Origin of the sequence: Rubritalea tangerina (assembly GCF_042683245.1) — a bacterium.
In the GTDB taxonomy this organism is placed as follows: domain Bacteria; phylum Verrucomicrobiota; class Verrucomicrobiia; order Verrucomicrobiales; family Akkermansiaceae; genus Rubritalea; species Rubritalea tangerina.
In genome coordinates this window covers 73741-88161 of record NZ_JBHUJB010000035.1, presented here as the reverse complement: position 1 = coordinate 88161, position 14421 = coordinate 73741, and the positions used below count along the sequence as shown (strand labels likewise).

General features: G+C 48.8%; 13 protein-coding genes. 11 read left to right on the top strand and 2 right to left on the bottom strand.

What is annotated here, in order from left to right; all coding sequences use genetic code 11:
• The first annotated feature begins 12 nt into the window (after positions 1 to 12).
• From ACFSW8_RS08545 to ssb, 9 genes are all read left to right on the top strand, one after another.
• Positions 13 to 1464, top strand: coding sequence for a tetratricopeptide repeat protein (locus ACFSW8_RS08545; RefSeq protein WP_377177968.1), 1452 nt, complete (start codon positions 13 to 15; stop codon positions 1462 to 1464).
• A 1-nt stretch (position 1465) separates the two neighbouring features.
• Complete coding sequence (xrtU, locus tag ACFSW8_RS08540; RefSeq protein WP_377177966.1) at positions 1466 to 3145, top strand: exosortase U; 1680 nt, start codon at positions 1466 to 1468, stop codon at positions 3143 to 3145.
• Complete coding sequence (locus ACFSW8_RS08535; protein ID WP_377087232.1) at positions 3142 to 4848, top strand: tetratricopeptide repeat protein; 1707 nt, start codon at positions 3142 to 3144, stop codon at positions 4846 to 4848. Before xrtU ends, ACFSW8_RS08535 begins: the two co-directional genes overlap by 4 nt.
• The gene (locus tag ACFSW8_RS08530; RefSeq protein ID WP_377087230.1) at positions 4845 to 6356 is read left to right on the top strand and encodes a sugar transferase; all 1512 of its coding nucleotides are present in this window, start codon (positions 4845 to 4847) and stop codon (positions 6354 to 6356) included. Before ACFSW8_RS08535 ends, ACFSW8_RS08530 begins: the two co-directional genes overlap by 4 nt.
• A gap of 182 nt (positions 6357 to 6538) precedes the next feature.
• The gene (locus tag ACFSW8_RS08525; protein WP_377087228.1) at positions 6539 to 7468 is read left to right on the top strand and encodes a ribose-phosphate diphosphokinase; all 930 of its coding nucleotides are present in this window, start codon (positions 6539 to 6541) and stop codon (positions 7466 to 7468) included.
• A gap of 517 nt (positions 7469 to 7985) precedes the next feature.
• The gene (locus ACFSW8_RS08520) at positions 7986 to 8573 is read left to right on the top strand and encodes a 50S ribosomal protein L25 (protein WP_377087222.1); all 588 of its coding nucleotides are present in this window, start codon (positions 7986 to 7988) and stop codon (positions 8571 to 8573) included.
• Between the two features lie 73 nt (positions 8574 to 8646).
• The gene (gene pth / locus ACFSW8_RS08515) at positions 8647 to 9213 is read left to right on the top strand and encodes an aminoacyl-tRNA hydrolase (RefSeq protein ID WP_377087220.1); all 567 of its coding nucleotides are present in this window, start codon (positions 8647 to 8649) and stop codon (positions 9211 to 9213) included.
• A 12-nt stretch (positions 9214 to 9225) separates the two neighbouring features.
• Positions 9226 to 9513 (top strand): 30S ribosomal protein S6, encoded by a 288-nt coding sequence (locus ACFSW8_RS08510; protein ID WP_377087218.1) that lies wholly within the window; start codon positions 9226 to 9228, stop codon positions 9511 to 9513.
• A gap of 96 nt (positions 9514 to 9609) precedes the next feature.
• Positions 9610 to 10107 (top strand): single-stranded DNA-binding protein, encoded by a 498-nt coding sequence (gene ssb, locus ACFSW8_RS08505; protein ID WP_377087216.1) that lies wholly within the window; start codon positions 9610 to 9612, stop codon positions 10105 to 10107.
• A gap of 155 nt (positions 10108 to 10262) precedes the next feature.
• On the opposite strand, the gene ACFSW8_RS08500 is transcribed toward ssb, so the two are convergent.
• Positions 10263 to 11048, bottom strand: a complete 786-nt coding sequence (locus ACFSW8_RS08500; protein WP_377087214.1) for a glycoside hydrolase family 16 protein — start codon at positions 11046 to 11048, stop codon at positions 10263 to 10265.
• A complete protein-coding gene (locus ACFSW8_RS08495) occupies positions 11045 to 12556 on the bottom strand; it encodes a sulfatase-like hydrolase/transferase (protein WP_377087212.1) in 1512 nt (503 codons plus the stop codon). Before ACFSW8_RS08495 ends, ACFSW8_RS08500 begins: the two co-directional genes overlap by 4 nt.
• 161 nt (positions 12557 to 12717) lie before the next feature.
• On the opposite strand from ACFSW8_RS08495, the gene ACFSW8_RS08490 reads away from it, so the two are divergent.
• Both ACFSW8_RS08490 and ACFSW8_RS08485 read left to right on the top strand, forming a co-directional pair.
• Positions 12718 to 13443 (top strand): AraC family transcriptional regulator, encoded by a 726-nt coding sequence (locus ACFSW8_RS08490; protein WP_377087210.1) that lies wholly within the window; start codon positions 12718 to 12720, stop codon positions 13441 to 13443.
• 85 nt (positions 13444 to 13528) lie between these two features.
• Positions 13529 to 14419 carry a protein-disulfide reductase DsbD domain-containing protein gene (locus tag ACFSW8_RS08485; RefSeq protein ID WP_377177964.1) on the top strand — a complete coding sequence of 297 codons (891 nt, stop codon included), beginning with the start codon at positions 13529 to 13531 and terminating at the stop codon, positions 14417 to 14419.
• Positions 14420 to 14421 lie beyond the last annotated feature (2 nt).

Below are 14421 nucleotides of genomic sequence, written 5' to 3'. Positions count from 1 at the left end.
TACGCGGCAGCAATGTCAAAACTCCTCCGAAAATGCAAAAAATGGCTTAGCTTTCATGGTCGCACAGTGGGAATCACTGTGGTGGTAATGGGGGCCCTTGGAGCTGGAGTGTATTATGCTATCACGACCGACAAAGCTCCTGAACAGATAGATTTCGGAGATGCGAGCATATCAGACTGGGCTCAGGAGGTTTCAGACTTAAGCTTTGAAGATGGTTTGCGGTTGATTGCGGAAGGAGAGGAGGCGAAAGCTCGAGCTGTGATGAACCGCTTGGCGCCGTTGCCTCAAGCTTCTACTGAAGCTATTGGTAATCCCAAAGCGCATTTGTGGAGAGCGCAAGAGTTGCTATCAGGCAAGGAAAGTGGGTCGATTCTGCGCTTTCCTCTTAGTTTAATTGATGGGGAGAAGCTTAGTCTTAGTTACACGGTAGGTGTTACTGAGGTCACAGATCGTTGTGCTAGGCATTTGAAAGCTGCGATTGAGTTGGATCCCAGTTTAGATGAAGCGATCTTGATACTGGTGGATTTACGATTAGCGCAGGGAAAGCGCAATTTGGCTATTGAGAGCTTGTTTGAGATCGTTGAAGCCTCTGAGCGACCTGAGATCGGAGTGTTGATTGCTCACTGCGGTGGGTATGATGGAGATGATTTAAAGTTGGAGGAAGAACAATGGCAAATATTGACGGTTGGCGGGCGTGCTATTCAGCAATCCAAGAGGGGGAATTTAGGGTTTCGAGTAGCGCATGTTTTGAGAGCTCTTGTTTTGGGGCAAGAGGAGCTCGCTAACTCTGGGATTGCCACCATTGAGCGCGATTTTCCGGGAAAGGAGATTGGGAAAAAATTGCAGGCGCAAGTTGCTTATTTTCGGGCAGTGCGAAGCCTGAATGAACGACCCTATCAGGTGGAGTCGACTATTGATAACTTGGTGTTGGCTTTGAGATCAGACCCATCTTTAAATATCGTGGTAGAGGCACTTGAGGCGACTACTCAGCGTTATCCAGAGCAGAAAGAGCGGGTAAGGAAGGAGATACAGACCCAAGTCAAAGAGGGGGATGATTCCAACGGAGTACTATTAGTGTATCTTTCTGATCTATACAGTGATCAGCCAGGTGAAGCGTATCGTTTGGCTAAGCAAGCGTGGGAGAAGGGGCCTGAGGAAGTCGCGTTTTTGGTGAACTGGGGGCAGTGTGGTTTGCGTGTCGGGCAATATGAGGAGGCTTTAGAGGAGGTGTCGGAACGTTTGGGCACAGCCATAGAGCGTGGGGAGCGGTTTGAGTTGTTGGTATTGCAGGGTGAGATTTTTTTAAAGCAGGAAGAATGGGAGATGGCAGTGGAGTCACTTGAGCAAGCTCTGGCTCTCGGGGAAGGGAGGTATCCTGAATTACATCAGAAGTTGGCTCAGGCTTATGAGAAGATGGGGAAGGTGATCATTGCTGAAGAGCACAGAGTATTGGCTGGGAAGTAAGATGGAGACGCGGAAGCAAAGCTGGGGGTACTGGGCGCTGTTGATATGGGGAGGGTTACTCTTTTTACCCTTGGCTGTTCAGTACTGGCAGACCACTATTGCTGTAGATTATTACAAGTGGTTACCCGTAGCTATTATTGCAGCTGTGCTACTCTTTTTTAGGGCAATGCGAGCGTCTCAGCCCGCGGTGGGTGATTGCGCATTTTGGGTAAAAGTGAGTTGGTTTGTTATTTGTATGGCTGGCTTGGGCTTTGCCTATCTTTATAACACTCCATGGTTGGGGATGATCGTATTTGTGCCTTATTTAGGATTGGTATTTCAAGCCTTCAATCGGGACAGAAGCATTCCTTTTCTTTTTGGGATATGGGCACTCTTTTTGTTACTTTGTCGTTTGCCTGGGCAACTTGAATTGAGGTTGTTACGCATGTCTTCAGGGTTTTCAGCGAAGATAGCTGGGCCAGTGGTGGATGCATTGGGTATCTTCAACGTGGTGCAGGGAGAGGTGATGACGATGGGGAACAAGGAGCTTAATATTGAACTGGTGACAGATCACTATTTCACCCTTTATGGGGTTGCGATGCTTGCCGCATTTCTTTGTTTTTTCAGAAAGCGCAATGTTTGGCATACCGTCATTCTGGTAGCGAGTGCTTTTGTCGTGGCGACGGTAGTGAATACCTGTCGACTTTGTTTGGTCGCGTATCTTTTGCATGAGCACGAGCTGCGTGTGATGGAGTCCGTGTGGCAATGGGGGGTGTTACTCGTATCCTATGGAGGGTCACTGCTTTTATTGATGAGTGTGGATGCATTGTTAGACTTTATGCTTCAGCCTATCGAGGAGCCCAGTGGGCGAACTGGGAAGCAGGTGGTTCGATTTTGGAATGGCTTAATCTCATTTCGTTTGGGCGCTTTTCTTTACAAAATTTCTCAGTTAGGAGGTGTGGAACGCACTGAGAAGCGTTGGGTGCTAGTCTGTGTGTCCGTGGTACTAATTTCACTGACGAGTTTCATCTCTACTGTTAAGGTTTACGAGTATAGAGGAGTGGGGAGTGCGGAGGAGCAGATGCATAAACGAGAGAACTTGAGTGTGATTGACCCCAACGCGGTTGAGTTTACCCGCCCGGGTTGGAAGGTGCTCAAGGTTGAGGCTGAAGAGCGCCCCTTTGACAGTATTTGGGGGGCATTTTCATTTGTATGGAGGTTGCAATACCATGATACAATCGTCGTGATGGCTTTGGATTACCCCTTCGATGACTGGCATGACGTGAAGGTGTGTTATGGGAATCTCGGTTGGACTGCCGTGGGGGAAAAAGTGGAGTTGTTGGAGTCCAACCCTAGGTGGTATTTTTCAGAGACGGATATGGTACTCCCCACGGGGGATTACGGATTTGTGATGTGTAGCTTGAGCGACCATGGTGGGAGATATGCGGAACCCAAGCCTGTGGAGACAGGTTGGCATCTTGTGAAATACAAGTTTGGGAGAAACAAATGGGTGGCCCCGTTTGGGCGTGTGGCAAATAAGGACGAAAAGACTCTCTATCAGAATCAAGTGATGGTGACGACAGCATTTCCTTTGGACGAGGTAACGAAGCAGGAGATTCGAGCGATGTATGGGGAATTTCGCGAGCAAACTCGGGCATTGGTGATGGAGAGCACTCAGGTGAGAGAAGGAGGTGGGCAATGATGAACCCCTACCAATCGCCTAGGATGGAGCATTTTAGGCATCGGATTCCACCTTTGTACTATTTATTGAGTCCGTTTCTGTTGCCGAAGTGGCTATTGTGGCGTTTTGATGTTTGGTGTGAGGAACACGCAGTGGGCATCAGAATTCGAGAGTTTTTTTATAAGCTGACTCTGCCCATACGCTCGGTATGGAGTTTTCTTCAAGCGTGGGCTGAGAGCCGGAGTTATAAGAAGTTGTTGATTGCATCGCCTGTATTGATTGGGGCGTTTGTAGGCTTTACGGTGTATTTCATCAATGCCAACAAGAATAGGGGTCAGGCATTTGATGGATATTACGAGAGTGCATTGGAGGCGATGGGGCAGGGGGACTATAAGCAGGCTGACTTTTTGTTCGCCAAGTTGATCCACCATCCATCCTACCAAGACAATGACCAAGTGACCTTTCGAGCTATGTTAGCAGCGAACGCGAACGGCAACGTGACGCGTGCTAAGGCGCTGCGCGACAAGTTGCTAGATGAGAGGGAGTATGAGCCAGCTAAGAGGTGGGTAGCGGAAAATGCTATCAAGCGGGGGCAGCTCACACAGCAGGAAGCTGATGCATTGTTGGCGATGGCACGCGCGATGGTGGAGGAGCACCCAGATGCTAGTTATGCGGGTTATTGGAAAATGACTTTAGCGAGGTTGTTGTTGTCAGTGAAAAAGCCTTTGGATGCTGTGGAGGTTCTGAAAGGGGAAGAGAAGTTAGAGCCAGAGGCCTGGTTGTTGTTAGCACAAGCTTATCAAGCTGCTGGTGATAGTGAGATGTCGAAGCGGGAGCTTCGTGAAATGGTGGATTATTTAGGGCGGTTTGATCCTCAGAATGATCGTTACATTCGAGAGAAGGTGGAGGGGCTAGCAACCTTGGCGGGTCTCAGTTTAGATCAGGAAGAGAGCCGGCAGTTGATGGAGGAAGCCGTGGGGATTATCGAAGGGAAGCGGCAGTTAGCGATTGACCGTAGTACTTATGATGCCTGGTTGAGTGAGATACGGTTGAGGCTATTTCGTTTGTTATTACAGATGAACGAACCAGAGTTACGGGTGGAGGCATTTCAGCATTTGGAAAAAGTGATCCAGGCGAGAGAGCCTAATTACAGGGTAGGAGAGGCGCTCAATGGGGTGATAGACACTTCATCCGGGTACTCATTGCTTACTGGGCAGATCATGGAGGTGGTTGTGCGATCGGGTGGTAGTGCTGCGCATCTAGCGATGGCATTGGATGCTTGGGTTGGGGGCAACCGATCAAAGACAGAATTTCATTTAAAGTTAGCGCGTGCGATTCATCCCAATGCGACGGTCGCAGCGCGTTATGCAGCAACTTCTGCTGCTAGGAGTAGTGATCCTAACCAGTTAGATTTGAATCTATTCCGTGGGGATAATCGGTCGACGTATCAACGCTCCTTAGATTTATTGGGGTTAATTTTGGTGGTTGATCCTGAGCAATCGATTAATGTTGCATTTGATCGATGTTATATTTACTCGCTGCGTCAGAGTTGGAGCGAGGTTATAAACTTGCTTGAACCCAACATTGCTCAATTTAAAGGGCAGGATTTGGTGCAAGCGTACGAATGGCTAATGCGAGCCAACTCTCAACTGGGAGAGGAAGATAACGCTGAGGTATATCAACGCGCGATGTTGGGCGCGATGCAAAAACTAAAAGACAAATGAACGAGAAAACGGAAGACGAGCTCGATAAAACCGCCCCATTGAGTGGTTCGATCTTCGCAGTTACAAGTGATGAGGTTGGTGCGAAAACGCACTGGAAGCGTCGCTCAGTGATTCGCATATACCCTTTTGCCTTACTGCTAGTAGACATCATATTACTCGCGGGGGTTTTCGTATTACTGATGGACTTGCATGCTTATTATATGCTTGGACAAGACATAGGCTTTTTTAATTCCGTGAGCCGACGGGTATTAGTGGCTATCATGCTCCCCAGTATCATCGGGGTGTATTTAATTGGGGGGTATAATTATGCGACAGACAAGAGGCATGCGCGATTTGTTTCGGAGCATTTGATAGCGTCCGTGGGAGTAGGTATCGTGGTATTCGGGTTTATTTATTCGGTGGTAGCCTATGGTGTTGATTTGAAATCGCCGCGCATGGTTGTGGGGGGGACATTGGTGGTTTTCCCGATTGTTTCGATTCTCTACAGGGTTTATTTATCGAGACTGCAGGCGTATTTTGAGCGTGGCAATGCGGTGTGTATCATTGGTGCGGGTGATCGTGCGATTGATTTGTACAAGCGGATGAAGCAGAGGAAGATTGCGCATGAGTTTGTAGTGGCGAGTTTTCGTCCTGAGCGGGTGGGGCAGCGTTTGATATTAGGGGATTCGGATTCTCCGTTTGTGGAGCCAATCGATGTGGTAAATTTTCAATCGTCGATTCGCGGAAAGTATGTGGAGCAATATGTGGTGGCGACTGAGGTTGAGCGCATCCCGGAGGATTTCAGCAGGAGGATGGTGTCGGCATTGTTTCACAGGCATAAGATCTCTACTTACGAGAACTTTTTAGCCCGTACCTTACGGATTGAGCCGCCGAGTCAGTTATCGATGAACTGGCCTATGTTGGATGGGTTTAGGTTGAACCGCAGTGTGAGTTACGACCGGGCGAAGCGCTTGATGGACATCGGAGCTGCATTGCTTGGGTTTGTGTTGGCGTCACCATTTTTAATTGCGACGGCGCTTGCAGTAAAGTTGACGAGTCCGGGGCCGGTTATTTTCAAGCAAGAGCGCACGGGATTGAGGGAGGAATCATTTATGATTTTAAAGTTTCGTTCGATGCGAGTGGGGTCTGAGAAGGGGCCAAAGTACACGAGTAAGAACGATGATCGGTTCACGCCGATTGGGAAGTTCATTCGTAAGACGCGATTGGATGAGTTGCCCCAGCTGTGGAATGTTTTGGTTGGGGATTTGAGTTTGATTGGTCCGAGAGCGGAGTGGGTGGACTTGGTTCGCGAGTATGAGGAGAAGTTTCCGTTTTACCATTTTCGCCATGCGGTGAAGCCAGGCATTACGGGTTGGGCGCAGGTGAATTATTCTTATGGGGCAAGTCATGAGGATACCTTGGAGAAGCTGAATTATGATTTGTATTATGTGCGGCGCTATTCGTTGGCATTAGATGTGGCGATTGTGGTGAAGACATTTTATATGATGCTCTTTGGTAAGGGGATGTAGAATGGCAGCAGAGCTGCCGTCAGGGGTCATTAGTCAGGAGTCAGGGGTCAGGGGTCAGGAGTCAGGAGTCAGGAGTCAGGAGTCAAGGGGCCAGAATGATGATACCTTGAGCTTATACGCATTTTGAGGGTGTGAGTGATTGACTGTAGTAGGATTGCTGCTCATGCTGCGCCTCGGATCTTATGAAAATTATTGCAGGTTCAGCGCACAATCAGCTCGCAGAGGATATTGCCTCCTACTTAGAAACATCAGTCGCGGATGTGACAGTGGATGCCTTCCCTGATGGTGAGACATTTGTTCAAATTAATGAGAACATTCGCGGCGAGGACGTCTTTTTGATTCAGCCGACCTGCCCACCAACGAATCATAATTTGATGGAATTGTTGATCATGGTAGATGCGGCCCGTAGGGCTTCTGCGGGGAGAATCACCGCAGTCATGCCATTTTTTGGATATGCCCGCCAAGATCGTAAGGATAAGTCACGGGTACCCATCACAGCGAAGTTAGTAGCTAATTTGATATCCGCAGCGGGAGTGAATCGAGTGGTGACTATGGATCTCCATGCTGCACAGATTCAGGGATTTTTTGATATTCCAGTGGACCATCTTTACGCGCGTCCGGTGATGGTGAAGTACCTTAAGGAAGAATATGGGGTGAGTGGAGAGAATTTGGCGGTGGTTTCCCCAGATGTTGGAGGTGTGAAGAATGCTCGAGCGTATTCGGATGCATTGGGGGCGGATTTAGCGATTGTTGCTAAGCATCGGGTGAGTGCAACACGGGTGGAGGCAACCAATGTCATTGGAGATGTTGAAGGGAAGGATGTTTTCTTAATCGATGATATGACGGAAACTGGTGGGACGCTTTGTGCGGCGGCTAAGATTTTACGTGAGAACGGATGTAAGCGCATCTTTGCAGGGGTTTCCCATGCTGTGATTGGCGATACTGCACGCAAGCGCATTGAGGATTCCGTGATTGAGGATTTGATCACGACGGACTCAGTGCCGCAGGCTCACGGTGAGAATGTGACCGCTCTCTCAGTGGCTCCTTTATTTGGGGAGGCAATGCGACGCATACACAATGGTGAGAGTGTGACTTCGCTCTTTGACATGTGAGTCCACGAACGGGTTTATCATTTAAAAAATGCTTATAGAGGCGCTGTGGGGAATCTCCCGCAGCGTTTTTTGCGCCTGAGATGGGGAATGGCCTGAGTTATTGTAAGAAGAGTTATACCATCTCTCGACTCGGAATAGACGAATGGAGTTTGGTTGAGTCTTGTGAAGTTTGCGCTTCGCGATTTTAGAGTAAATCGGATTATCTTACCGAATGTCATCGTTGTCATTCAGTTGTCCCGCGCGTGCGGGGCTCCTTCACTCCGCCTTGATATTCTGCAAGCTCATTCCGATCATTCGTCCATTCCGTCTCGCTCAATGGTATTACTTAAGTGGCTTCGGTGGGGGCGGCTTTACCATTGACAATTTGTTTTCAAAGCGTTAACACCCGCGCCCGGCCTGTGGAAAGGTTACCAATCTCACCAACCTACCAGCCATCTTTTCCATGGGGCAAACCGCATCTAGAAACGTCTGATAAAGAAAATTTGGGCGATGTCTAACTTCTATTAAACAAAACAAAATGGCTATTGAAACAATCAAAGCAACTGAGCGCGCGCGCACAGGTTCTGGCGCATTGAATGCAATGCGTCGTGAGGGATTCGTCCCATCCGTCGTTTACGGTGCAACCGAAAACAAGAACGTGAAGGTCAATGCAAAGGAGTTCACCGATCTTCTTAAGGCAGCTCCATCTTCTCAGATTCTTCTCAACCTTGAGGTAGAAGGTTCTGATTCTCAGAAGGTATTCCTTCAGGATCTCCAGTTCGACGCGCTTACAGGTGCTATTCTTCACGCTGATTTCCTTGCAGTGACTGAAGAGACAGTTCTTACTGCGAAGCTTCCAGTGGTTCTCCTCGGTGAGCCTAAGGGTGTGAAAGTGGGTGGTGCTCTTGAGCAACTTGTCCACACCATCAAGGTGAAGGCACTTCCGAAAGACCTTCCTGAGACAATCACAGCTGACGTATCCGGTCTTGACCTCACGGAGTCACTCACCATCGGTGATGTAGAGTTCCCAGAAGGCGTGACACCAACACTTCACGACAAGGTGCTTATCGCACTTGTAGCCATGACACGTGCTGCGAAGTCCGCAGGTGCAGGCCAAGAAGGCTAATTATTAACCACTGATGTTTTACGTTTGGTGCTAGCGCTGCAACAAAGGTGCTAGCCTACCCTTCTTCAGAAAAGTGGCGATCAAATTGGTCATCGGCTTGGGTAATCCAGGGAGAAAGTACGATGGGACCCGACACAATGTGGGGTTTGACGTTCTGGATCTTCTTGCGGATCGTTCGGGCGCCCAGTTTGTCAATCACTTGAAATGGAAAGCGCATATTGCAAAACATCCACAGGCCTTGTTGATGAAACCACAGACATTCATGAATGAAAGTGGTCGCGCGGCAGGGGCGGCACTCCGCTTCTATAAATGGAAGCCTGAGGAAGTGCTTGTGGTGTTTGACGATGTGTCATTACCGGTCGGCTCGTTACGTTTTCGTAAGAGTGGCTCGGCTGGGGGGCACAACGGCATGAAATCGCTGATTCAGCATTTTGGAAGCGATGCTTTTCCGAGGCTGAAGGTGGGAATTGGTGGTCCTAAACCTGGTGAAATGGTAGGGCATGTTCTTGGGAAGTTTAGTCCTGAGGAGAAGCCTGACATGGAAAACGCGCTTGCAAGAGCTGCTGATGCTGTTCAGCTTGCGCTAATCGACGGAGTAGAGACCGCAGCAAATGTACACAACGTCAAAAACAAATCATAGAAACGAAAAATTATGAGCAGAAAATATGAAGGCCTTGTCGTACTCGACACGAAAGGTAAAGAAGGTTCCGTTGACGAGTTCGTTAGCGAAGTAGGTAAGGTAATTGAAGCCAATGGAGCCACACTTGATGAAGTGAAGCAACTTGGTCGCAAGACATTTGCGTACAACGCTCGTCAGATCGAGGGTGGTGTTTACGTGAACTACTTCTTCAATGCCGCTCCTGAAGCGATCGAAGACATCAAGGAAGCACTTGATCTTGTAGAGGGCATTTACATGCACCAATACCGCCGTCTTGGCTAATTCTAACGGCGTATAGCCGTCAAGAATTCACTGATTTCATCCCTGCTTGGCTTTTCTGTTGTCGAGCGGGGATTTTCTTTTTAGAGTCCCAGCAACATGTCTAGTTTCAATAAAGTAATGATCATGGGAAATATCACTCGTGACATCGAATTACGCTACACGCCGAAGGGGACTGCAGTCACTGACTTAGGGGTTGCTTGTAACCGCAGGGTGAAGCAAGGAGAAGAGTGGGTGGATGAGACCACGTTTGTTGATGTGACCCTATGGGGGCGTCAGGCTGAGCTTGCGAGCCAGTATTTGGGCAAGGGGCGTGGGGTCTTTATTGAGGGGCGTTTACAGATGGATAGCTGGGTGGACCAGCAGAGTGGTCAGAAACGTCAGAGACTCAAAGTGGTGGGTGAGAATATGCAATTTGTTGGTGGTGGTGGAGCTGGAGGAGGTGGTGGTCAACGTCCGCCTCAGCAAGGCGCGCCTCAGCAGGCGAATCAAGCTCCAGCCCAGCAGTCGTATCAAGCTCCGCCGCAGCAACAGGGCGGGTCACCATCGAATCCGATGCCTCAGTTTGAGGATGAGGACGACGATATTCCCTTTTAAGATCAGAGGGCAGAGGTCCCTCATTTATCTCTTTTTTGAAGGCTGGGCATTGATGAGATGCTCGGCCTTTTTTCTGCAGTTCCAGCTGGAGTTGTTTTGGTAGTCATACCCAATTGCTCTGCCATTTGTTCATTCCGTTTCCCTCAATGGTATTCTTATTTTTTGAAGACGCGGATCCAATCGACCTCGAGGTGTGCGGGGTAGTGAGCGGGGTTGCTTGGTCCTCGGTCTGGGCTGTTGACCCATTTACCACCAATTTGCATTGATAGAATGAGGTAGAAAGGTTGTTGGAAGGGATACTGGGAGTCGCCGAGCTCAGGCCGGCGCGGGTAGCTGTGACTAGGTTTACCATTTACTGTGAAGGTCACTTTATCTGCATCCCATTCGCATCCGTAGGTATTCCAAGCGTCTTTATCGATCTTGGTGGTAGAGCCTTTGTTAGGGTGCGCGTCTTTATCAAAAGGTGTGTTTTGGGTGAAATGACTATGGAGGGTTTGGTAGACCTTGTCATCAAAGTTGAGGTGTTCCATGAGGTCGATTTCCCCATTGTTAGGCCATTGGCCTTTTTCGCCTAACATCCAGAGGGCTGGCCACGCTCCCTGAGCGGACTTGAAGCGGGCACGAATTTGAATTTTACCATATTGGAAGTTAAACTTTCCTTTGCTGGTGAGGCCCGCGGTCAGGAAGGGGGCTGGGTCGTTTTTTTTGTCATTGACGATACCTTTGAGTTTGAGGGTTCCCTTTGAGACCTCGATGAGTCGAGGGTCATTGGACATAGTATTTTTCCAATCGGGTTTTCCGCGCTTTACGGTGGACCAGGTGGAGGTGTCGACTTTATTGCCGGAGAAGTTTTCTTGCCAATGGAGTTTCCAAGGAGAGGAAGCTTGAGCGAGAGTGAGTGTGGCGAGCACCAGTGGTAGCTGGGATAGGAATGAAGTCATTTGAGAGTGTCGATGTTAGGTCTGACGGCAGATCCATCCTTAATGTGAACGGGATAGCTTGCGTTGAAATCATCTAGGTACTTGATGAGGCGTTTTGCGAGTGTGAGGCTGCGCTCAGGGGATTGTTTAATGATGTTGTGTGCTTCTTTTGGGTCATGTTTTAGGTTGTAGAGTTCCCAGCTGCTATTGGCGTAGTTGTAGATGACTTTGTAGTCACCGTCTCTTAGTGTACTGAAGAGCGAGTTGTAATGTGCGTGAGGGAAGTGTGTGAGAAAACGTTGTGGGCGGTGTGTTCCTTTCACTCCGAGCAGGTAAGGGGTGAGGTCATGACCATCCATTATAGTACCGCTTGGTGTTGATGTGCCTGTGATCGAGAGGATGGTAGGCATGATGTCGTTGACGGTGACGATGTCACTTTGAATGCTATTTGGCTTGATGGGGAGCTTTTGCTGGAGTGGGTTGGATGGGTTGATTTTTGCCCATGAGATCATCAAGGGGACTCTGGAGCCGCCTTCGTAGCGAGTGCCTTTTTTTCCTTTGAGAGTGGGGGTTCCTAGTGGGCTGACGGAACCATTGTCTGAATAGAAGATGACGAGGGTGTTCTCGGCTTCACCGAGTTTTTCTAGAGTGAGTAAAATGTCTCCTAGTGATTTATCCATACCTTCGACGAGGGAGGCGTGACTGAGGGCATCACCTTTGAGTTGAGGGTAGTTAGGGGTGAATCGCTTATCTGGGTATTGGAATGGCACGTGGAGGGCGTATTGGCTCATGTAGGCGAAAATTGGTGCTCCACTTGCGTGGGCTTTGGTAATGGCGGCGTTCATCTCAAGGGTGATGGCTTCAGTGAGGAAGGTGTCTGAGCCATGGTATTTTTCTAAGCCTGGAACATTCCAGTTAGAGCCACCATTTCGGTGCTCGGCTGAGTAGTTATAGATTCCCCAGTAACTGCCTGGTCCCCCGCCTCCATAGCCAGCAATGTTACAGTCGAACCCTAGGTTGATAGGGTTGCCCATGGGGGTGTCATCTGGGCCAAAGTGTGCTTTGCCTGCGAAGAGTGTGGCGTATCCGGATTGTTTGAGTAGCTGAGGAAGCAATGGGGTGTTCTGTGGCACGCCTTTGGTATTCCACTGAGGGCTCTTGATTGTTTTTGTTTTGGCGGGACCAGGCTCGGTTTTATAGGTCTTGGGGTGTGTCCATTGGGTGACTTTGTGCCGAGGAGCAGCTTGGCCGGTGAGTAGAGAGACGCGTGAGGGGGAGCAGATCGTATAGGCGTATGCCTGTGTGAACCGCATGCCTTGTTTGGCGAGACGCTCCATGTTTGGTGTGCGGTAAGTCTTGTTATTTTTTGTCAGTAGCGGAGCGCCATCTTCATCAAAGGCGAACGGAACTGAAGTGTCCTGAGTTCCCATGTCGTCAACGAGGAAGAAGAGTATGTTTGGCTGTTGCTTTGCATAGCATGCTGCCAGCGAAGCGAAGAGTGCTGTTAGGGTAAGAAGAGTGCGTTTCATTTGGGTAGAGTGAGTCTACGTGATCTGTATGACAAGCTTTTCAGTGAATGGAGGTTGTGCTTTCTTTATTCTAAATGGGGAGGTGGTCCTGGGGGAGAGTAGTGGTGTTTGTTCTATTTCTCTTCTTGTATTGGGATAGGTAGATGGGTATTTATTTGATTATGCATGATGACGCATTCTTTCAAAAGTACGATTTAGGTGGAGTGATGTGTGAGGTATTTGATGACCTGCCGGGCTTTCTGTATTTTGTGAAGGATTGTGATTTACGATTAGTAGCAATCAATCGGCGTTTGGCTGAGAAGATAGCAGTAGTGGATAAGCAAAGCATCATTGGGATGACCGATTATGATTATTTACCAAGTCATATGGCTGATGCGTACAAGGAGGACGACCTCTGGGTGTTAGAGACGGGCAAGTCGATTCGAGGGAAAGTAGAGTTGGTTACGAGCGGTAAGGGGTTGGTGGATTGGTCACGTACCACCAAGACTCCTTTGAGGGATGCGAAGGGTGAGATTGTTGGGATTATAGGTGTGACACGGCCTTTTGAGCGAGGGGTGAGTGGGCGGGAGGCCAAGGAGGTTTTGGGGGCAGCACTGCAGCTGATGCACGATTCATTTCATGAAAATGTGCCCATTTCAAGGCTAGCGAAAGTGAGTCATTTGTCAGTGAGTTCATTTGTGAGGCGTTTTAAAAAACATTTTGATATGACGCCGAAAGAATACATGAGACATCTGCGAGTCCAGGAGGCGTGTCACATGTTGGTTCAGACGACGAAAACTTTAGCGGAGATTGGTGCGGATTGTGGGTATTCTGACCAAAGTCACTTCTCGCGAGAATTTTCACGTGTGATGAAAGAATCGCCAAAGCAATACCGTGGGCGTTTTTAAATTTATTAATTAGCCGATTTTGTACAAAAATTATGTGTAAATATCCAAGACCTTTGAGGGAGGGAAGGTATGCTAATGTGTGTTTATGCGCATTGCACACATGAATATGTATAATCCACACCTTCGGCGACTGTTGTTCGCTGTTTTCTGTGTAGTGTGTTTGTGCTGTGTGGTTTGTGTGGGTCGTGAGTGTTGTGGTGAGAGAGAGGAGGTAGTCAGGTTTTCAGGCGACTCAGCGGTATTAGAATTTCGATGTGATCACGATGTGGTGGTACCCGGTCAGGAGGTGCGTGTGGGATTTTTTGTAAGACACGAGGAGGGTTTTCACACGTACTGGAAGCAGCCTGGAAAGGTGGGCTATCCTTTACAACTAGTCTGGCGTGAGCCCAAGATGGGGAAGGTGCCAGAAATTGATTGGGACTTACCTGAACGGGTCTCGATGAATGGGTATGCGGCTCATGGATTTAAGAGAGATGTGGCGCATTCTATGAGCGTGCAGGTTCCTGAATCTACTGGAGGAGGGCGCTTTACCGTGGAGCTTGATGCTGGTTGGTTAGCTTGTTCTAAGCGATGCTCGCCACACTATCAGCGCTTTCGTTTAGTTTTACCTGTAGGTCCTGAGGCCGTAAGGTCAGAAAGCTTTGCGGCCCTGCAGAAACGTGAAATTCCCATGTTAGAAGGATGGGGGGGCGTAGCGGAGAAAAAGGAGGATATGCTAGAAGTTCGCTTGTGGCCGGAAAAGACTTCATCAGAGCTGGAGGGTGTCTATTTGTATTGCGAGAGTGGGGTGCTAGAAGCCTCATTTGATCAGGAGGTCGAGCATTGTTCAGATGGTAGTATTTTAGTGACAGCCAAACTCAAGTCCGGTGTGGACGTACCTCGTAGGTGGTCCGTTCTACTCTACGCAGAGAATGGGATAGGTAAGCAAAATTTCTCAAGAGTCATATTAAAAAGGGAAGAATCACACACACGATAAAC